This window comes from Candidatus Rhabdochlamydia oedothoracis (genome assembly GCF_019453995.1).
In the GTDB taxonomy this organism is placed as follows: domain Bacteria; phylum Chlamydiota; class Chlamydiia; order Chlamydiales; family Rhabdochlamydiaceae; genus Rhabdochlamydia; species Rhabdochlamydia oedothoracis.
Genome location: NZ_CP075588.1, coordinates 1 through 17,929, shown reverse-complemented (window position 1 = coordinate 17,929; position 17,929 = coordinate 1). Strand labels below are relative to the sequence as shown.

The window sequence follows — 17,929 nt, the reverse complement described above, 5'->3', positions numbered from 1 at the left end:
TTTTTTTCTGAAATATGCTTACTACAAATCATCAGATTTTTGTTTGTCTGTCTTTTGAAAAATTTTTTCCTGGATACAATCTGTGACAAATTTCCGAATGGACATTCCTAGTTTTGCTACATGCATTTTGATTTTTTTATGTTCCTTTTCTGAAACATCTATTGACATTCTGGTTTTTTTATCACGCATTTTAATCCTCCGTAATTTTTTTTGAAGAGACTCGATGATATTTCTTATGATGCATATACTCGTTTGCATTCAAATTAAGAGTTTGAATTCATAAACATTTTTTATATAAAAAATAACATCTTCTTGAAAGATAGAGTAGTTTTTTCAAAAAAACCTAATTATGCAATTCTTAATTTGAAATCAAACTAGTATATGTTTCTAAAGAAACAGAAATTTCTTGCGTTTTCGAATCTCGAAAAAATCCTTAGCAAAAGGGAATGTCTATCTTAAAAACCATTATACTAACTTCGATTTTTACTACACGCAAGAGGAATGCAAACTTCCAAAAATTACTACGTGTATAGTGTGACTATCGTAAGAAGTTAGATTGGCATTTCCTTCAATGAACTTGGTTCCTACTTCTAGTGTATGAGTCTTTAGCAAAGTGGGAGCTGCTTGAACATTAAATCCTTCTGCTATCACTACGGGGACATAGTTCGTACTTGACATAGGAATAATGAAAGAAATCAGATAAGAGCCTGTATCTTTTTTATGAACAGACATTACGTTAAATCCCTCATAGACTTCACCTGTTACCCCTGAGAATGTTGTCCATGCTTTTGCTATGGAAGGATGTATCGATAAAATGGCAGCAGGCTTGATGCTTGTTGTATATTCACAAAATTCATCTTTTTCATGCTTAGGGGGATCTAGTTGTCTTGTGTCTTCTTGAAGTTTAGGCGCTCCTGTTGTGTAGCTTTGGTTTGTTACATAAGTCCGTGAATGAGGGGGTATAAAAACATGCATCCCATGAAAATTTCCTTTTCTATCACACCCTACTAATCTGGGATTCTGTGTACGAATCATCTGTTTTTTTTCTTGTCTTATCATTGACTTAAATCCACCTTATATTTTTTTCTAATGTCTTTTATTATGAATAGTCTTTTCAAGTTTGAAGTGCACAGAAGAATTAAAAAAAGAATAGGCAGGCGATGAAAGAATCTCTATTGTGATTTTTAACAATCAAACACAAGGAGAGACCTTGCCTAAAGGCTACCATCACCTAACCTATGACCAAAGATGTCAGATTTATATTTTAAAAGCTAGAGGAGATACATCTAGCTCAATAGCAAACATTCTAAAAGTTCATCATAGCACTATTAGTAGGGAACTTAAGAGAAATAAAGGGCAACGAGGATACCGTCATCAGCAAGCTCAAGAAAAAGCATTTCTTAGAGCCTGTTTAAAATCTTTTCAAAAGTAGAGCAATAAAAAGAACCACCATATTCAGGCTTGTATGTAGTTTTCTTTCGCAATTTTTCCATAGCCTGCAGCATTTTTCTATCCACGCAAAAGAACGCTCTACAACCCATCTTCTAAGGCGGGCCATAATTTACTTCCAAAGGTTTTATGAAAACTATCATTATGCCTTACTGAGAAGATTTTAAACAGGCTCTTAGAAAAAATTCTCAGCCCAATAAAAAAATGACTCCTCAAATAGTTACCCGTATTGAAGAAAAAATCAAGTTGCAATGGAGCCCTATACAAATATCCGGATGGCTTAAAAGACATGGTAAAGAACATGTTAGTCATGAGACCATCTATAATCATATCTGGAAAGATAAACGACAGGGAGGACAGCTTTATAGAGAGCTCCGTCATCGAGGGAAAAAATATAACAAGCAGAGAAAGGGAGCTTCTGGAAGAGGGAACATGCCTGGTCGTATAGATATTAAGCAACGGCCTTGTATTGTAGAAAAAAAGACTCGTTTAGGAGACTGGGAACTAGATACAGTCATAGGGGCAGGACATAAAGGCGTAATTGTATCAATGGTAGAAAGAACTTCCAAGCTAACTAAGCTCGCCAAAGTTTCTCATAAAACTGCAGAGGAAGTAAGTCAAGCGTTAATTGAACAACTTAAACCTATCAAAGATTTTGTACACACATTAACAGCAGACAACGGAAAAGAATTTGCCTATCACCAAATGGTTAGTTTCGAGCTAGAGACAGACTTCTACTTTGCAACGCCCTACCATTCTTGGGAAAGAGGCTTAAATGAGCATACAAACGGACTAGTTAGGCAATATTTTCCTAAAACACAAAGCTTTTTAGATACGACTTCCAAGGATATAGAAAGGGTGGAAACTTTACTAAATAACAGACCTAGAAAGGCTCTCAACTTCGAAACTCCACTAGAAGTGTTTACGAGATTATCTACAAACATGCTATGCTCGGGTGCACAATAGATGTTTTTTCAAGTATTTATATGTTCTTTTTTGTGCACTTCAAGGTTGAAAGGGCCAATAATAAAAAACACTTTTTTTTTATAAAATCCTATCTTTAAAAATCAACATAAGATCCTTCATAAGCAATTTGTTATGCTGGTTCTTGCTTTTATTGCTCTACTTTTGAAAAGATTTTAAACAGGCTCTTAGACAAGAATTCTATTAGTAAGCCCTTAAAGTTCAAATATACTTATTATATAAAATAATTATTAAAAACTTATCTTTTATAGGCATTCTTTTAAGAAGTATTCAACATTTATTGGATACTTCTTTTAAATTTTCAAAGATTTACCTATTTCCATAAATTATTATAGATATAATTTTTTTGAATCCATCATACTATCCAAGTATCCTCCTCAAATAAAAATAAAAAAGTTAAGTAGCTCTTCCAAAGAGGCGGCTAGTGGTTACGGATAAAAGTAGTATCTACTCGTAGGAAGATGAATTGTTTACAAATAAAATATTAGAAACACAGACTTTTTTGTTAAATCAAGAATTTATCTCAAAACATTAATCGAAAATTAGATGTGTAAACGCATTTAAAATTACATAAAAAAACATATAACAAAAGTAAGCTCATGCCAACAAATAATGCCATAAATTTAAGTCAGTTAGGAATTGTTGCCTATAATGGAACAGGAACCTTTTTTGGTCGCACACTTACCTCCACAGGAAACACTGTTACCATTACCAATCCCAATGGCGTTTCAGCTGCACCTAACTTTGAAGTTAACACGGCAAATATCAATATAAATAATTTAGGTGGCGTTCCCTTAGCCGTAGAAAATGGAGGCACGGGCAACACTACTTTAACTGAAAACGGACTTCTTCTTGGGAATGGTACCAATCCAACTACATCTGTACCTGCTGGGACAAATGGCCAGTTGCTAATTGGAGCAACAGGTGAAGCACCTGCTTTTACAACACTTACCTTATTAGGGGGATTGACACAAACCCCAGGAGCCAACTCACTTACCTTAACAGCACCCCCTATTACAATTACAGGAAACGGCGTTACTGTAACCGGCAGCCCTGTTTCTTTGGGGGGAACGGTCACTTTAACAGTTTCTGCAGGGGCAGGGCTTACCTGGGTAAACGTCTCAGAAACAAAAAAGACGATTGCTCCCAATATAGGCTATATTGCAAATAACGTAGCACAGGTTGTCTTTACCTTACCTGATACAGCAAACATAGGGGATATGTTTTACATAACAGGAAATGGACACGCAGGTACAGCAGGTTGGCAGATTAAACAAAATGATTCTCAGCAGATATATTTTGGATCTAAAAGTACAACAGCAGGATTAGTAGGGTCTCTTACTGCAACAAGCCAGCTAGATTCCATTTGTGCGGTTTGTGTAGTAGCCGGAACCAGCACCATATGGAATATCATAACTAGTGTTGGAAACATTATGGTTGTATAACTTGTAATAGACAAGACTTAATTTGACAATTTAGGCAACTGCGGCGTGATGCCGTAGTTGCATAAGCAACTACCAAAGTGGTAATTTATGAATATAGCAATAGAGAGAAAAGTGATAAAAAATAAACTAGGTCTTTTAAAATTAGCAAAAACGCTAGGAAATGTATCTCAAGCATGTAAGCACATGGGATATTCAAGAGAAAGCTTTTATACATACAAAGAGCTTTATGAAAAAGGCGGAGAAGCCGCATTACAAGAAATCTCTAGAAGGAAACCCTGCCCTAAAAATAGAGTGGAAGAAAAAATAGAAACTAGCGTAGTTGCATTTGCTATAGAAAAACCTGCATATGGACAGCTCCGAGTTTCCAATGAGATGAAAAAGAAGGGAATTCTTGTTTCTCCTGGAGGGGTCAGATCGATATGGCTAAGGCATGATCTAGAAACATGTAAGAAGAGACTAAAGGCGTTAGAAGCAAAAGCAGCTCAAGATCACTTGATCTTTGGGTAATCATTAGAAAGTAATCTGCATTCTATTGCAAGCAAGAAAAATTTTTAAAGAGCCTCTTGCGAGCAGAGGGGTTTTCCAAGAAAAATTTATAATAAGTAACATAAACACTCAAATGGGAAAAATAGCAAACGCATTAAATCTACCAGCCTCTTCTAATATACAATCCCTAACCCTTGGAAACAGCAACAATTTCCTAGGCACTAATACCCTAGATTGTAATGGATCAGCCGCTTTTGGAATCTTTGCAGGAATAGCGGCCCCTACAAACGGTGTAACAATTGGCGGCTTTTTAGGATTGGGAACTGCAAATCAAACCTTAAGCAATTCTACTGCTGAATTTGTGATGCCAACTGCAAATACCGAGTGCAATATATACTTCACATCTTACGTAGGATCAGTAGGAAGCAATGGTACCTCACTGATCTTGCGCTCAGCCAGAGGAACAGCTTCAACTCCTACGGCTAACCTAACTAGAAGCACTTTGGGCTTCATTGGAGGAAATGGATACACGGGTAAAGGATTTACAACAACATCTAAAGCTGCAGTCCTTTTTGTCACCACTGAAGACTGGTCAGATACGGACAATGGCGCATCCATATCTTTTCAAGCCACAAGAAGTGGAACCACGAAAACCAGCACGATTGCTCAGGTAATAAATACAGCTGCATCAACTTCAGGCGTCGCTATTTCTAATGAGGGTTCGGGGTTATTGATTAAAGAAGGAACGAACGCTCGGATGGGAAGAGCTACATTAGTTTCTATTTTATTATCCCCATCTGTTGTAACGGTATTCAATAATACCGTTACTGCAAATACCGAGATTTTTCTTTGCAGTAATATACCCAGTGGAGGACCTGGTATTTTGTCTGTAATCGCAAGAACAGCTGGTGTGAGTTTCACTATTTCTTCTTCAGCAATCGGGGATACTTCCGTTGTGTCTTGGTTATTAATCGAACCATCTCCTTAGAGCTTGTTTAAAATCTTTTCAAAAAAACCTAATTATGCAATTCTTAATTTTAAATCAAACTAGTATACCGTATTGACCATTGACGCAACTTATGCAAGCTTATTCATAATGTCTCGTTACCTGTATTGAGAGAAATCTCTTTTTTTTGAAACGTGTTTCGCAAGAAATATCATCAAACCTCTCCAAAAATTTACGAGGAATTGCAATAGCTACTAAGATGTAGGAAGAAGACTCTTCGGTCTTTACCGGAGAGCTTGCATGCAGGGATTGTTGCTAAAAATGATGAATTTGAAGTGCCTGTACTAGAAGTAGATAAATTATCGAGTTTTGAATGATCAATAGACATGCCATAATTGCACACAAAGAAGGGGTTACTCCTTAAACGGAAAAAGAGCAAAAAAAATTAGGAGCAACCCATGAATTGTTATATTGGAACGAGATGTATCAATGAAAAGAACTTTTATCTGTGTGTTAAATGAACAAGGGAAAATGATCCATGAAGGTTTAGAAAAAACAGATCCTGATTTACTAGCAGATGATTTTTCAAAAAGAGATTTTTAAGAAATCATAGTTGGTTTTAAAAGTGGATTCTTGTCTCATTATCTGGTTAAAAGATTTTCGATTGCTGCTCTAAATCAATAGATTAATTTCTTAAAACAATAAAACACACTTTATTGCTTTGTTGTTTTAAATTTTCTATCCCACAGCAGTCATTTGAGAATTTCTCTGAATGAATCCATTTAATTCTTCAATTAAGATGCGATATCTTCCTTTAGGGCTGATTTGCACAGCTTTAATCTTCCCACTTTTAATAGCGCGTCTAATTGTTAAAGGACTCATGCCTAGCATAATAGCAGCTTCAGGTAAAGTAACAACTTTTCTAGATATGTCTAAGTGGTGACTATTCATAAGTATCTATATACTAGTTTCCTATTCGCTCCTTTGTCAAATAAAATATTTATTATTATAAATAGCTCAAAAAAAGAACCGGCATTTAAGGGCCTACATTCCCACCCCCCTAGGGCACTTTTTTGGAATTAGCCCATAGAAATGACTTTTTTCTGCAATATTATCGAGAGCACAGCCTAGCGCATGATCGGTACTGTCTTTGGCCTTAAGGTCAACTCCTGGGAGCCTTATCTATTGGCTTGGATGCAAAAAATTGATGAGCTAAATACAATGTTCTATTCGTAAAGCCCAGACCATTGATGATCATAGCCACCGCTGCTATTCCTGGACTAACTTTCCTTTGAGGGCCTGATGGCAGACGATTGTCAATTTTATACAAAAGACAACATCTTCTTTAAATCTTATTTACTGTAAAAAAAATTTAAGCCCATCAAGTTTTATTGCTATATTGTTTTCTAATAAGAAAAGATCTCTTCTGTTGATATCAACTGGAATTAAGAGAAGTTGGTTTTATTGCCAACCAGCTTGCAATAAAACTTGCCTATTTGTTTTTTCAGGTCAAATTCAGCTAAAGCCATTTCTATGGCTTTTTCGACAATGAGAGTTTTAGAAATTTGTTTGCTTCCAGAAAGGCGTCTAATTTCCATCCATTTATCTTCTAAATCCCGAAGTGTTCTAACCGACAGGTTAAAAGTAGCCTTTTCTTTAGGTTCTTCTAAAATAGCTGTGTCTTTATCTATTCCAGCAAATAACATTTGTTTTAAAACAGCTTTATTGCTAGATGTTTTTATTGCTTTATTTTTTGATGGTTTTTCTTGTTTTATTATTTTATTGCTTTCTTGCTTATTAGGTTCAGACATGAGAGAGCTCATGATATCGGGAGTTTCTAGTCTATCGCCCATAGTTGAGTATCCTTTCTACTGTTTTTTGATAGTCCTTTGCTCCTGAAGAGGAAGGGGCGTATTCGTAAATTGTTTTACCAAAACCAGCTGCCTCTGATATCCGCACTGAATATTTAACCGGCTCGCAGATTTGTTCGGAATAGTATTTTTTCAGTTGCTCTAAAACCTCGGAAGACTTCTTCACACGACGATCCCAGAAAGTAGGCAGTAAGTAAGTATGTTGCAGTTTTTTGTTGAACTTTTGAACGCTTTTTAATCTTTCTGCGAATTCGACCAAACTGTTAAGAGTAAGCACCTCTAAGCTAACAGGGGTAAGGACTTCCAAGCAGTAGAACAAAGCATTGATTGTAAGCGTATCCCAACTTGGAGAGGTGTCAACGATCACAAAGTCAAACCTTCCTTCGATAGAATAAAGGGATTCGGAAAGCGCTTGTTCAGAGCTAAAATCTTTCCGGCCTATCGCACGCTTTACACCGGATAACCCTCTGCCGCCAGATAAAACCCAAAGTCCCTCTCTTGCTTGGAACAGGGCTTGTTCGACACTAACTCGTTCATTAAGTACATCTGCTAAACCGTACTTTGGTTTTACTCCTAGCAAAAATGCATCTTGCCCTTGATCATCTGTGTCAATTAAAAGCACTTTTTTCCCAGATAAAGCAATCCCATGAGAGACAGAAACAGCTGTTGAGCTTTTAGCAACTCCTCCCTTAGAAAGGGCTATGCAGATTTTTCTCATTATTGCCTTATTGCTTTATTTTTCCTAAAAGTAACAATAAGGCAATATAATATGCAAGATGTTATGGGTTTTTCCCAAGTTGTTAGAGAAAAAAACGATCTAGCCGAATAAATTCCTACCTGAGTCTGAATTCCATATTGATGCCCAGAGACTCTCTGTAGATGGTTTTTTTTTCCAGCGGACGCGGAGGAGGAGAGCAAGTTGATTATGGCTACAAAGGTAAAGGCGTGACATCGCATTTACTGGTAGAAAAATCAGGAAAGCCTCTTGCAATCACTTTTACATCAGCATCCGGGGATGAGAAAAAACAAGTGATCCCTCTGCTTAGGAAAGTCATTCCCTTCATTAAAAAAGCATGGAATCAGGGAAAAGTACCCATACTTGAAGCAGATAAAGGTTATGACTCAGAGCAAACACGTATCGATGTTCTTTCCCATGAGGTTTTTCCTCTGATAGCTCGGAAAAGAAACACTAAGGGATATAAGATAAAAGGCATTTGCTACCTTGAAAAGCAACGTTGGGTCGTTGAGAGAACGATTTCTTGGTTAAAGACATGCTTCCGTCGTCTTACAGTGCGCTGGGAAAGAAAGGCAATATATTGGAACGGACTATTAATGTTTGGACTACTGGGATATTGGATGAATTTCTTAAGTCGGCAAGTATCTTTAAAACAGTAAATTTAATTCAAGATAGGTTCACACTCGAAACAAACTCAGCAGATAATTTATATTTAATTACAAATTTCGGAGAAAAAGGGGAAACTACAACCGTACTACGATGCAGAGTTACCGTACTACGATGCAGAAAAAAGGCCAATTTACCGTACTACGATGCAGAATTACCGTACTACGATGCAGAACTTTCATAGGTAAAAAGCAGGCGGTAGATATTATAAGACTCTTATAAGAGTATTATAAGAAGGGTAAGGGCTTTTAGTTGCCGTTTATTACGGCAACCAAATAGCTCCTACCCTAAAAAAAGAGAAAGAGTGGTTATAAATACCTCAAAAGCAAATAGCTTATGTTAACAAATCCAAAAACGTGCAATTTACGCGTTTAAACAGCTTCTGCGCTTGTTTCAAGTGTTTGGTAGTGTGACTAGGTGTCTCGAAGGCAAATAATGCCTATGACAGGCTTTATGGGTTTTCTTGTTTTCTATTATAATGCCAAGCAAAAAGAGAAGCAGGATAAACAGGTTTGGTAAATACTTCCCCTACATAATTGTTTCTTCATTTGTTGGGCCCTTTCAACCTTGAAGTGCACAAAAAAGAACATATAAATACTTGAAAAAACATCTATTGTGCACCCGAGCATAGCATGTTTGTAGATAATCTCGTAAACACTTCTAGTGGAGTTTCGAAGTTGAGAGCCTTTCTAGGTCTGTTATTTAGTAAAGTTTCCACCCTTTCTATATCCTTGGAAGTCGTATCTAAAAAGCTTTGTGTTTTAGGAAAATATTGCCTAACTAGTCCGTTTGTATGCTCATTTAAGCCTCTTTCCCAAGAATGGTAGGGCGTTGCAAAGTAGAAGTCTGTCTCTAGCTCGAAACTAACCATTTGGTGATAGGCAAATTCTTTTCCGTTGTCTGCTGTTAATGTGTGTACAAAATCTTTGATAGGTTTAAGTTGTTCAATTAACGCTTGACTTACTTCCTCTGCAGTTTTATGAGAAACTTTGGCGAGCTTAGTTAGCTTGGAAGTTCTTTCTACCATTGATACAATTACGCCTTTATGTCCTGCCCCTATGACTGTATCTAGTTCCCAGTCTCCTAAACGAGTCTTTTTTTCTACAATACAAGGCCGTTGCTTAATATCTATACTAGTGCCGATTCAAACGGCTAGCTTAATGGGATTTAAGTCAACGACTTGAAACTTGTCGTTTATCCTACATTTCAAAATATCTGTTATTTTCGGTATCTCTTCTAAGAAGAATCCTCTAATTGCCTGAAAAAAAGTCACCGACGTTTCGTAATATCGATTGTATACCTTCTTTTCCTTTAAGATCTTCCACAAGCGTTCAATAGGATTCAAATTCGGCGAATAAGGAGGGAGATAGTGCACTTTAATCCTAGAAGACATCAGAAACTCTTCTAGTTTCTTATTTTTGTTTGATCTTGCATTATCCAAAATTACATGAATAATTCGAGCCTCTGTCTGTTTTTCTAGCTTCTTGAAAAAATCGAGCATTGCATCGGCATCAACTGTCTTATATTCCTCTGTAAAAATCTTCATTCCTGTCAGGCAAAGAGCTCCAGCAAAATGCAATCGCAATTGTTTCCCGGATGTCTGCAAAGTCTTTTGAACGCCTTTTTTGATCCATCCACATACGGCTTGGGACTGATGTTCAGGATGCACAGCATCTATGAAATAGATCTCTTCATCAGGGTTTAAGGTCTCCTTTAAAGCCCTATATTGTTCTATGAAAATTCGTTGTTTTTCAGGATCTAATTTCCCAGGAATCTTTTTAGGACGTTTATAAACAAATCCGTGCTGTATGAGCCAATCTGTCATGCCACTTCGGGAATATTTTATCCCATATTGCTCATGCACATAAGCTATGATCCCTTTGACTTTAAGATAGGTCTTTTCCTGTAGGTGTTTTAGTAGAGACTCTTTTTGGTCTTGTGAAAGTTTTGATTTGCTACCGCCTCGAGGGCTACTTCCAGTTTTATTTTCGGAATCATATTCTCTGAGGTATTTCTGAACAGTGATAGGGCTTATCCGGAGTGTTTTAGCAAGATTTTTTGTTGAGATACCCTCATCATAGCCCAAAATTACACAAAGCCTATTCCGTTCAGAATAGTCTTTTGGATGCTTTAACTTGTGTTCTAAGTCAGCTCTCTGGCTAGGGATCAGTTTTTTCATACTCAATAGCTTAACACAAAACAAAATATTTTTCTATACGATTGAATCGGAACCACTATATACGACCAGGCATGTTCCCTCTTCCAGAAGCTCCCTTTCTCTGCTTGTTATATTTTTTCCCTCGATGACGGAGCTCTCTATAAAGCTGTCCTCCCTGTCGTTTATCTTTCCAGATATGATTATAGATGGTCTCATGACTAACATGTTCTTTACCATGTCTTTTAAGCCATCCGGATATTTGTATAGGGCTCCATTGCAACTTGATTTTTTCTTCAATACGGGTAACTATTTGAGGAGTCATTTTTTTATTGGGCTGAGAATTTTTTCTAAGAGCCTGTTTAAAATCTTCTCAGTAAGGCATAATGATAGTTTTCATAAAACCTTTGGAAGTAAATTATGGCCCGCCTTAGAAGATGGGTTGTAGAGCGTTCTTTTGCGTGGATAGAAAAATGCTGCAGGCTATGGAAAAATTGCGAAAGAAAACTACATACAAGCCTGAATATGGTGGTTCTTTTTATTGCTCTACTTTTGAAAAGATTTTAAACAGGCTCTAAGAAATGCTTTTTCTTGAGCTTGCTGATGACGGTATCCTCGTTGCCCTTTATTTCTCTTAAGTTCCCTACTAATAGTGCTATGATGAACTTTTAGAATGTTTGCTATTGAGCTAGATGTATCTCCTCTAGCTTTTAAAATATAAATCTGACATCTTTGGTCATAGGTTAGGTGATGGTAGCCTTTAGGCAAGGTCTCTCCTTGTGTTTGATTGTTAAAAATCACAATAGAGATTCTTTCATCGCCTGCCTATTCTTTTTTTAATTCTTCTGTGCACTTCAAACTTGAAAAGACTTTCTAAATCTAAAGAGAAAGTAAGGCTTTCTCCTAAACTTACTCTTACGCCTCCTGATAAGCCATCTTTAGCATAAAACTGTATCTATCCCTTTTCATCAGGCAGGGCTTACGCATGAAGAATTTCCTTTGCACCTACCAGATCTAATAAATAATCTTTACGACATGATGCATAGATGTGCTGATAATATCATGAAGGCTATCATAGTTGATTGCGCGTCTTTCTTGGGTCTGGTAATTTCAAAAAATGCATCATAATAGATGAAGAATGAATGAATCCTTCCATTGAGGATCGTATTCACGAAGTACATAAGTAATATTTCCTCTATCTTCGTATACAGTACATGGCCCACAGTCGCTGAATTTCGTTCCTTTGAGAAATCTATGACAGAAAAATCTTTACTTTAACTTGATGCTTTTTTTATCATTCCTCGAAAAACAATAGCAACCTGCATCTTTACTACAGGATTTTTTATTTCACGCTTAAGAGGACCTTTATGAGTATTTCCCCCGCCACACCATCTACAAGTTTTTCTTTCTATCCCGAGATAGATTTTGAAGAAGGGCAAGTAGTCCCCCCTAACGGAGGGAATGAAGAAGATCAAGTGGAGTCTTCAAGTCAACCTGTCCCCCTAAAAGAGCGTATGTGTGCAATAGCTGATCGCATGGGTTATCGATTCTAATCCGCCTGGATTAACCTACCGCTCAATATGCCAAGAGAGTTTGCAGATGCAGATTATGAGCGAACAAAGAGAATAGTTTTTGCAGATAAGCCCAGGCCTTTTGCAGAAATCAAGCAAGAGGTTTTGGGTTATTCAGAATGGGATTTAATGAGCTGGGGAACTCGACTAGAGAAAAAATATATAGAGCTCTACAGCGATCCTGAATTTCGCAAAGCCAAAGCCAAGGAATATGCAGATCGGAGATACAATCCCCAAAACGAACAAGAAAATGAGGAAGAGTGGCTCGTCCTTTCTTTCTGCAAACAAGAGCTCCACGATCTGTATCGAAAAGAACCAAAATATCTAGACACAAGACATATTGATCTTTGGATCATCAATGGCCACAACAAAGCTGCGCTTGCTCAACATAGAAAGGAGTGGGATAAGTTGACTCCATCAGAAAAAGTCGAAAAGATTTTTGGGAAGCGAGATAAATACGAAGTTTCTGCTGCTGTTGCTACGGCTGCTAGCTGTTTTTTTTTATGCCACGCTATGTATCAATATTTGTCATCACAGCGATAGCCATCTATTTTTTTAAAAAATATCGATCTTAAAGGAGCTTAGTTTAAATGATTTTACAAACAATAAGAACTTGCCTTCCCGAAGGAGTGCGAACAGACCAACAAGATTTACTCATTGGAGATACTTGTCTTGCGTTAACAGATAAAGAACGAGAAGAAATAGAGAACCTCAATTTTGAAAATTATCAGTACAACTCTCCACAAAGAGCAGAAGTATCGGCTAGAGTTGCTGATGCAGCCTATAAAGGTCAGCTGGTAGGGGCTGCTAAAGGAGCAGCTGTCTCTACTCGATGACTCAAAGAGAAAGAAATCGAATCGATAGCGAAATAGGGACGGCTTTATTAAATATAGAGGAAATTTCAGACGAAGAAATCGAAGATTCTCGTGAGTTCTTAACGGCAGTTGCTAAATTGCCAAGATTATTGAGACCAACTGGATAATACACAAATGGGTTTTATTGTTTGGGATCAGTACCTGTTTTCTCTGCTTCTTGAAAGCTTCTAACCGCAGCTTGATAATTTCCCTGTTTGAAATTAAGAATTTATAAAAATTTGTTTTTTAATAAGAATGCTCTCTAAACGACACATGGATGCGATTATAATTAAGTATTTGGAAAAAATCTATGTATTTCCCAACCTGTAAATCTTATTTCTTAAGATATTTGAGTATAATTGTTTCCCAGGAATCCAGGATTGAGATAGATGACATATTTTGTTTGATTATTTGTACCTGCTTTTTCTTCCCATCTGTCGATTAGACCAATGTTTTTGCAAACCTGAAAAGAATCTGTAACTTTTTTAAGAATTTCTTTTTTACGTCCGGATTTGATGTAATTTTCTAGCTTTAACAGAAGAGGAAGCGTGTCTTGATTAAGCTCTATTTTTTTTTGTTTATTGCTTAAAGCTCTTAGACAAAAATCTCTTAATGAATTCATGGCGGAGGTAACTTTTCTAGGGTCTCCACCCGCTGCTTTGGCCATGCGTTGGTGAATATCTTTAGGATATAAAACGTATTTCGATTCGATTTGATGAATAAATAAAGGATTGAATTTAATTAAAAACTTCCCCTTCTTTCTTCTTACTTCAGTATCACCGTGTGCGACTAAATCAGCTTCCTCTTCACTCATGCTTGAAAAGATACGATCAACCAGGAATAAAGGTTGATATTGTTCTATGCGATCTACTACGATTCTACCTGTCTTATTTTTCGTTCTCCACTCGTAGATAATCAAGTGCCTTGCATTTTGTGCTTTTTCAAGGATATCCTCTATGTTACTTATTTCTTTTCCGCTAAAGTCCACTTTTTCTAAATAAGCTTGATAAAGTTCATGAGGCTCTAATATCAAACTAGGTATCTTTTCTTCTTTTTTCCCGTAATCAGCAATCGTATAAGAGGAGTTCCCCGTATAGTAATTAGATTGACTAGGATTGAATATTTGACTTTTTTCATGTAATAATCGACAAAGAGCGTTTACAAGACGGTCTTCAGCTGCGGTAAGGTGAATTCCTACTTGAATGGTTTGTTCTTGTATTTCTTTATTTTGTGTGATGTTATTTTTCAGTTCTATATTTTCAATAAGTGAAAAGATGTGTAGTGGGTCTTCTGTAGATTTGAGATATTTGAGCTGTTGATCGACGAGATGACCTGATTTTTTAAAGGTATTACTTTTTTCTTCGCTTTCTAACCATTGAATAATTTGTGTGCGGTTTTCAGTGATGTACTTTAGAAAGTTAAGCTCTTTAATCGATTCTTCAATAGATTTGCATTTAGCGTTTTTCTCTAACCATTCTTCTTTTTGTTTTTTAGATGGGTTTGATTTAAGAAAGTCTTTCCATTTTAAATCTCTCTCTTGAGGTTTTTTTAATTTTTTAAAAAAATCTTCAACAAGGGCTTGATCAATAAAAGGGAATTGACGAAGGGTTTTTACATCTTCTGTTGTGAAACTCAAGACTTGTTCTGCATTGATATTCCCCCAATCTTCTTCTGGAAAGAAGTCTTTATCCGCAGAACAAGAGTCCATTACAACTTCTTTAGAGGGTTGTGTTTTTTCTTTCATCTTTTTTTAAAGATTGATTGGTTTGGATCTTGAGCAAATAAAATTCCATCTTCATCTTTTTTTAATCTTAAAGAGGGTAAAATAGCAGTGAAGTTAGATTTAACATAGCGCAGGATAATTTGATCCAATTCATACTCCTCTTCTTCAGAGTTAAGCGTTTTACGTATCTTTTCTAAATTAGCTTGCCACCTCACCCCGTCTGTAATGGCGCTAGAACCTCTTGCCGCTCCCTGGTCTGTATTTCGAGCTGCCTGAGCGTTTTTGCTCATGTGGTGACCGAATAAAACGGTTGGATGACCTTCAAGTTCGAGTGTTAGTCTTTCTAAAAGAGCAATAAATCGCGTAGCTGAAGCGTTGTCTGTTTCAGCATCTGCTCCTAAAAATCGGGATATGGGATCTAAAATAATACAAGACCATCCCTCTTTCGGTTCTTTTTCTTTTAGTTCTTGTAACAATAGTTCGTAAGCCTGCGTCGGCTTTCCTTTGTAAATAAAAGAAGAATCTAATCCGTTGAAAGAAGCCACCGCTAGTCTTGTACTGGCTTCTAAAAGAGGGTTTTTATCAAAAAAAGAAGTCTGTTCTCGAAACAGTTTTTTTACCGTCTTCCTGAGTAACCGATGGATGTCTTCTTCTGAATTTTCTCCCATTCCCATGAAAACATAGCCTGTTTTTTCAACTGGATATTTTCCAAGCCAGGGTATTCCTGTCGTTATAGAAATAGCGAGTTGTGCTAGAGCATGCGTTTTTCCAACACCGCCTGATCCCACTAACATTCCAACGATTCCTTTTCTAATAAAAGCTTTGACATATGATCCTTCCATATAGTTGATTAGTCGAGGCATTTTCGGGGCTTCTTTTAAGAGAAAATTAACGGATTGTTCGCTAATGAATTTCATTTGAAAAGAAATCAATTTTTGGGAAGATAGTGTTTTTTCCATACCCTCAGCCCATTCTAAAGCTCTCTTCAATTTTTCTTTTTCTTGGATAAGCTCTAGAAACTGCGTTTTTTGCTCCGGCGGTAGTTGTAAACTTTCCACGCTAATCTCTGATAATTCATCGAGTTGATAGGTATGAATAATGGATAAGATCTTATGATCTAATGTGAATAGTTTGTCTCTAAAATAAGAAGCATTGTGAGCTTGTCGGATAGAATCAAAGGTATGATCGTCTTCTAAATCGATTTTTCGAATTTTAATATCCGGAAGATGTTTAATAATTTGCTTGAGGGTTTGTTCTTTTTGAAAAGGAAACACGTAACCAATTCCGTTATAGAACCCACCTATTTCGTAAAATTTGTCTTGCAAGGGGCGCAAATTTCTTCCATGTGGCAATAAAATTAAATAGGATTGGCGTGTCATTTATTGCTCTCTTAAGTGTATACAAACGTGTTCATTTAACGTGTTAAGTGATTTTTTTAATACATTGTTGTATTTTTTTTATACATATGTTTCTATTAAGTATAAATATAACGGTGCTCAATGACAAATACAATTCCATTTTCTTTAGCAAGTGGATGCTTGACCGATAATAGTCAATAAAGCAGCTTATGCAAACAAACTAACTATATTGAATCGTAAAGGAAAAAAAGTTGCAGTCATTATTTCTCTATAAGCATTTGAAATATTTTATACTTAATCTGTGTGCTATTCCTATAATGACGAATGCAGGGGAGTTCCATGGACATTTAGAAGAGTGTTGCGATGTATTACTCGTAAAAAACCCAGAAACACAACAAAACATAGTCGTTGATTACTTACTCTTTAGAGCAATAGAAGATACGCTTAAATATGGAGAAACCAACTTTCGTTTGATTCCACCACCGTCTCATGATATTGAACAAGATTTCAGCTATAATCCTGGAATTCGAGTAACTCTTAACATTCCTACTTATGACTATTGGTTGCTAAGTGGTTCTTGTACCTATTTTCGAGCAGATCCTTCGAGAGTTACCTCTGATGATCCAACCGGGAACATTTTTGCGAATTTAGTTGCTCCTACCTATTTTTCTCCAGTGAACCAACAAGTGTCCCATCTTTCTGGTAAATGGGAATTGAAAATGCAAATATTCGATGTCTTATTCAAAAAAGGGTTAATGATCGGTAAATCTTTTATCATAGAGCCTTTTTTCGGGGTTCAAGGATGTACCATCAAACAAAAGGTTGATGTGCATTACACATTTTTTAAACCTAGAACCTCGCTTAGACCTCCTCAAAGTGTAAAAGGGATAAGTCGAGTATCAGGTGTCGGTCCAGAATTAGGAGCCGAATTTAGGATGGTTTTCCCTTATCGGATTAGTCTCTTTGCAAGAGGTGGATTTTCCTGTTTATTAGGTTCTTTTAAAGGGCATACCGATTATGGAGATTTGCTTGGTTGTTCTTCATCTTCTACACAGATATCTTTAAAAGATCACAAATTACGCCTTTTTTCCTCTATGCTATTACAAATAGCACTTTCAAAATGGTGGTGCACTTCACGCAGTTCTGAACTAGAGTTGACCTTGGGATGGGAAACACAAATTTGGTCGCGTCAAATGCGTATGAACTGGTTTAGCACGCTAGCTTCTCCTTCAGAGGGATCAGACCTTACTCTACATGGACCTTTCGTCAGGTTTTCTCTAAGTTTCTAGTATACCCGTTTACATTCAAATTAAGAGTTTGAATATATTAACATTTTTATACAAAAGATAACATCTTCTTGCAAGATAGAGCAGTTTTTTCAAAAAAACCCAGTTATGCAATTCTTAATTTGAAATCAAAGTAGGGAAATCTAAAAAGAGCAAAATAAATTTGCTCCTTTTAGAGTTAAGTAAAGCGCTTATTCTAACCAGTCATTTATTACTCAAATCTCCTAAAAATACTTTTTTTAAGACGTTTTATCGAACGCTTATCTTAAGATTAAAGGACATCCATTTTTCTTGTTTTAAGCATTTCAATTTTCATAATCCCCTTATCATTATTTAATATTACAACCAGTTATTGTTTTGTTTATTTGTAATACTTTAATATAAAATATATGTAGATAT

Annotated in this window: 21 protein-coding genes and 4 pseudogenes; 12 read left to right on the top strand and 13 right to left on the bottom strand. The window is 36.3% G+C overall.

Annotated features, from left to right (window positions below):
• Positions 1 to 21 precede the first annotated feature (21 nt).
• The gene (locus RHABOEDO_RS10505; protein ID WP_215217748.1) at positions 22 to 189 is read right to left on the bottom strand and encodes a hypothetical protein; all 168 of its coding nucleotides are present in this window, start codon (positions 187 to 189) and stop codon (positions 22 to 24) included.
• A 297-nt stretch (positions 190 to 486) separates the two neighbouring features.
• On the bottom strand, positions 487 to 1,035 hold the full coding sequence (locus RHABOEDO_RS10500) for a hypothetical protein (RefSeq protein WP_220017920.1): 549 nt from the start codon (positions 1,033 to 1,035) through the stop codon (positions 487 to 489).
• 142 nt (positions 1,036 to 1,177) lie between these two features.
• Between RHABOEDO_RS10500 and RHABOEDO_RS10495 the strand changes: the two genes are divergently transcribed.
• A complete protein-coding gene (locus tag RHABOEDO_RS10495; RefSeq protein WP_220017916.1) occupies positions 1,178 to 1,432 on the top strand; it encodes a helix-turn-helix domain-containing protein in 255 nt (84 codons plus the stop codon).
• On the opposite strand, the pseudogene RHABOEDO_RS10490 reads toward RHABOEDO_RS10495, so the two are convergent.
• Positions 1,412 to 1,546, bottom strand: a pseudogene (locus tag RHABOEDO_RS10490) (transposase); the annotation flags it as partial. The gene RHABOEDO_RS10495 and the pseudogene RHABOEDO_RS10490 sit on opposite strands and share 21 nt — an antisense overlap.
• Before the next feature lie 83 nt (positions 1,547 to 1,629).
• On the opposite strand from RHABOEDO_RS10490, the pseudogene RHABOEDO_RS10485 reads away from it, so the two are divergent.
• The 4 genes and pseudogenes from RHABOEDO_RS10485 to RHABOEDO_RS10470 all read left to right on the top strand — a co-directional run.
• A pseudogene (locus RHABOEDO_RS10485) lies at positions 1,630 to 2,415 on the top strand (IS30 family transposase); the annotation flags it as partial.
• 617 nt (positions 2,416 to 3,032) lie between these two features.
• Positions 3,033 to 3,878, top strand: a complete 846-nt coding sequence (locus RHABOEDO_RS10480; protein ID WP_215216387.1) for a hypothetical protein — start codon at positions 3,033 to 3,035, stop codon at positions 3,876 to 3,878.
• Positions 3,879 to 3,965: 87 nt separating this feature from the next.
• Positions 3,966 to 4,376: pseudogene (locus RHABOEDO_RS10475) on the top strand (helix-turn-helix domain-containing protein); the annotation flags it as partial.
• A gap of 34 nt (positions 4,377 to 4,410) precedes the next feature.
• Positions 4,411 to 5,352 (top strand): hypothetical protein, encoded by a 942-nt coding sequence (locus RHABOEDO_RS10470; protein WP_220017919.1) that lies wholly within the window; start codon positions 4,411 to 4,413, stop codon positions 5,350 to 5,352.
• 696 nt (positions 5,353 to 6,048) lie between these two features.
• Here RHABOEDO_RS10470 and RHABOEDO_RS10465 read toward each other — a convergent pair.
• The 4 genes from RHABOEDO_RS10465 to RHABOEDO_RS10450 form a co-directional block, all read right to left on the bottom strand.
• Entirely contained in the window at positions 6,049 to 6,261 is a 213-nt protein-coding gene (locus RHABOEDO_RS10465; RefSeq protein WP_256439885.1) for a helix-turn-helix domain-containing protein, read from the bottom strand.
• 211 nt (positions 6,262 to 6,472) lie between these two features.
• A complete protein-coding gene (locus tag RHABOEDO_RS10460; RefSeq protein ID WP_215216390.1) occupies positions 6,473 to 6,640 on the bottom strand; it encodes a DUF4277 domain-containing protein in 168 nt (55 codons plus the stop codon).
• A gap of 115 nt (positions 6,641 to 6,755) precedes the next feature.
• Positions 6,756 to 7,121 carry a hypothetical protein gene (locus tag RHABOEDO_RS10455; protein ID WP_220017918.1) on the bottom strand — a complete coding sequence of 122 codons (366 nt, stop codon included), beginning with the start codon at positions 7,119 to 7,121 and terminating at the stop codon, positions 6,756 to 6,758.
• Positions 7,122 to 7,152: 31 nt separating this feature from the next.
• Positions 7,153 to 7,899, bottom strand: a complete 747-nt coding sequence (locus RHABOEDO_RS10450; protein WP_215216392.1) for a ParA family protein — start codon at positions 7,897 to 7,899, stop codon at positions 7,153 to 7,155.
• Between the two features lie 161 nt (positions 7,900 to 8,060).
• On the opposite strand from RHABOEDO_RS10450, the gene RHABOEDO_RS10445 reads away from it, so the two are divergent.
• A complete protein-coding gene (locus tag RHABOEDO_RS10445) occupies positions 8,061 to 8,576 on the top strand; it encodes a transposase (protein WP_215216393.1) in 516 nt (171 codons plus the stop codon).
• A 617-nt stretch (positions 8,577 to 9,193) separates the two neighbouring features.
• Here RHABOEDO_RS10445 and RHABOEDO_RS10440 read toward each other — a convergent pair.
• Genes RHABOEDO_RS10440 through RHABOEDO_RS10430 form a run of 3 tightly spaced genes read right to left on the bottom strand, consistent with a single transcriptional unit; the run spans position 9,194 to position 11,063 of the window.
• Positions 9,194 to 9,709: an IS30 family transposase gene (locus RHABOEDO_RS10440; protein WP_281069559.1), complete on the bottom strand. Its 516-nt coding sequence runs from the start codon at positions 9,707 to 9,709 to the stop codon at positions 9,194 to 9,196.
• 18 nt (positions 9,710 to 9,727) lie between these two features.
• Positions 9,728 to 10,762 carry an IS630 family transposase gene (locus tag RHABOEDO_RS10435; RefSeq protein WP_215216421.1) on the bottom strand — a complete coding sequence of 345 codons (1,035 nt, stop codon included), beginning with the start codon at positions 10,760 to 10,762 and terminating at the stop codon, positions 9,728 to 9,730.
• 55 nt (positions 10,763 to 10,817) lie between these two features.
• Entirely contained in the window at positions 10,818 to 11,063 is a 246-nt protein-coding gene (locus RHABOEDO_RS10430; RefSeq protein ID WP_220017917.1) for a hypothetical protein, read from the bottom strand.
• 107 nt (positions 11,064 to 11,170) lie between these two features.
• On the opposite strand from RHABOEDO_RS10430, the pseudogene RHABOEDO_RS10425 reads away from it, so the two are divergent.
• Positions 11,171 to 11,305, top strand: a pseudogene (locus tag RHABOEDO_RS10425) (transposase); the annotation flags it as partial.
• On the opposite strand, the gene RHABOEDO_RS10420 reads toward RHABOEDO_RS10425, so the two are convergent.
• Positions 11,285 to 11,539, bottom strand: a complete 255-nt coding sequence (locus RHABOEDO_RS10420) for a helix-turn-helix domain-containing protein (RefSeq protein WP_220017916.1) — start codon at positions 11,537 to 11,539, stop codon at positions 11,285 to 11,287. The pseudogene RHABOEDO_RS10425 and the gene RHABOEDO_RS10420 sit on opposite strands and share 21 nt — an antisense overlap.
• Positions 11,540 to 12,105: 566 nt before the next feature.
• Here RHABOEDO_RS10420 and RHABOEDO_RS10415 point away from each other — a divergent pair.
• From RHABOEDO_RS10415 to RHABOEDO_RS10400, 4 genes are read left to right on the top strand one after another with little or no spacing between them, the layout of a single operon-like run.
• Positions 12,106 to 12,291 carry a hypothetical protein gene (locus RHABOEDO_RS10415; RefSeq protein ID WP_215217042.1) on the top strand — a complete coding sequence of 62 codons (186 nt, stop codon included), beginning with the start codon at positions 12,106 to 12,108 and terminating at the stop codon, positions 12,289 to 12,291.
• 27 nt (positions 12,292 to 12,318) lie between these two features.
• Complete coding sequence (locus tag RHABOEDO_RS10410) at positions 12,319 to 12,852, top strand: hypothetical protein (protein ID WP_215217043.1); 534 nt, start codon at positions 12,319 to 12,321, stop codon at positions 12,850 to 12,852.
• A gap of 47 nt (positions 12,853 to 12,899) precedes the next feature.
• Complete coding sequence (locus RHABOEDO_RS10405) at positions 12,900 to 13,145, top strand: hypothetical protein (RefSeq protein ID WP_215217044.1); 246 nt, start codon at positions 12,900 to 12,902, stop codon at positions 13,143 to 13,145.
• On the top strand, positions 13,142 to 13,291 hold the full coding sequence (locus tag RHABOEDO_RS10400) for a hypothetical protein (protein ID WP_215217045.1): 150 nt from the start codon (positions 13,142 to 13,144) through the stop codon (positions 13,289 to 13,291). The genes RHABOEDO_RS10405 and RHABOEDO_RS10400 overlap by 4 nt, the downstream gene beginning before the upstream one ends.
• Before the next feature lie 212 nt (positions 13,292 to 13,503).
• On the opposite strand, the gene RHABOEDO_RS10395 is transcribed toward RHABOEDO_RS10400, so the two are convergent.
• Entirely contained in the window at positions 13,504 to 14,907 is a 1,404-nt protein-coding gene (locus tag RHABOEDO_RS10395; RefSeq protein WP_215217046.1) for a hypothetical protein, read from the bottom strand.
• Entirely contained in the window at positions 14,904 to 16,265 is a 1,362-nt protein-coding gene (locus RHABOEDO_RS10390; RefSeq protein WP_215217047.1) for an AAA family ATPase, read from the bottom strand. Before RHABOEDO_RS10390 ends, RHABOEDO_RS10395 begins: the two co-directional genes overlap by 4 nt.
• Positions 16,266 to 16,495: 230 nt before the next feature.
• Here RHABOEDO_RS10390 and RHABOEDO_RS10385 point away from each other — a divergent pair, with 230 nt between their 5' ends.
• A complete protein-coding gene (locus tag RHABOEDO_RS10385) occupies positions 16,496 to 17,533 on the top strand; it encodes an Lpg1974 family pore-forming outer membrane protein (RefSeq protein ID WP_220017915.1) in 1,038 nt (345 codons plus the stop codon).
• Positions 17,534 to 17,929 lie beyond the last annotated feature (396 nt).

Coding starts and splice junctions, on each gene's coding strand:
- RHABOEDO_RS10505 (WP_215217748.1), bottom strand. CDS start 189: ATGCGTGATAAAAAAACCAGAATGTCAATAGATGTTTCAGAAAAGGAA.
- RHABOEDO_RS10500 (WP_220017920.1), bottom strand. CDS start 1,035: ATGATTCGTACACAGAATCCCAGATTAGTAGGGTGTGATAGAAAAGGA.
- RHABOEDO_RS10480 (WP_215216387.1), top strand. CDS start 3,033: ATGCCAACAAATAATGCCATAAATTTAAGTCAGTTAGGAATTGTTGCC.
- RHABOEDO_RS10465 (WP_256439885.1), bottom strand. CDS start 6,261: ATGAATAGTCACCACTTAGACATATCTAGAAAAGTTGTTACTTTACCT.
- RHABOEDO_RS10455 (WP_220017918.1), bottom strand. CDS start 7,121: ATGTCTGAACCTAATAAGCAAGAAAGCAATAAAATAATAAAACAAGAA.
- RHABOEDO_RS10450 (WP_215216392.1), bottom strand. CDS start 7,899: ATGAGAAAAATCTGCATAGCCCTTTCTAAGGGAGGAGTTGCTAAAAGC.
- RHABOEDO_RS10445 (WP_215216393.1), top strand. CDS start 8,061: ATGGTTTTTTTTTCCAGCGGACGCGGAGGAGGAGAGCAAGTTGATTAT.
- RHABOEDO_RS10435 (WP_215216421.1), bottom strand. CDS start 10,762: ATGAAAAAACTGATCCCTAGCCAGAGAGCTGACTTAGAACACAAGTTA.
- RHABOEDO_RS10430 (WP_220017917.1), bottom strand. CDS start 11,063: ATGACTCCTCAAATAGTTACCCGTATTGAAGAAAAAATCAAGTTGCAA.
- RHABOEDO_RS10415 (WP_215217042.1), top strand. CDS start 12,106: ATGAGTATTTCCCCCGCCACACCATCTACAAGTTTTTCTTTCTATCCC.
- RHABOEDO_RS10410 (WP_215217043.1), top strand. CDS start 12,319: ATGCCAAGAGAGTTTGCAGATGCAGATTATGAGCGAACAAAGAGAATA.
- RHABOEDO_RS10405 (WP_215217044.1), top strand. CDS start 12,900: ATGATTTTACAAACAATAAGAACTTGCCTTCCCGAAGGAGTGCGAACA.
- RHABOEDO_RS10400 (WP_215217045.1), top strand. CDS start 13,142: ATGACTCAAAGAGAAAGAAATCGAATCGATAGCGAAATAGGGACGGCT.
- RHABOEDO_RS10395 (WP_215217046.1), bottom strand. CDS start 14,907: ATGAAAGAAAAAACACAACCCTCTAAAGAAGTTGTAATGGACTCTTGT.
- RHABOEDO_RS10390 (WP_215217047.1), bottom strand. CDS start 16,265: ATGACACGCCAATCCTATTTAATTTTATTGCCACATGGAAGAAATTTG.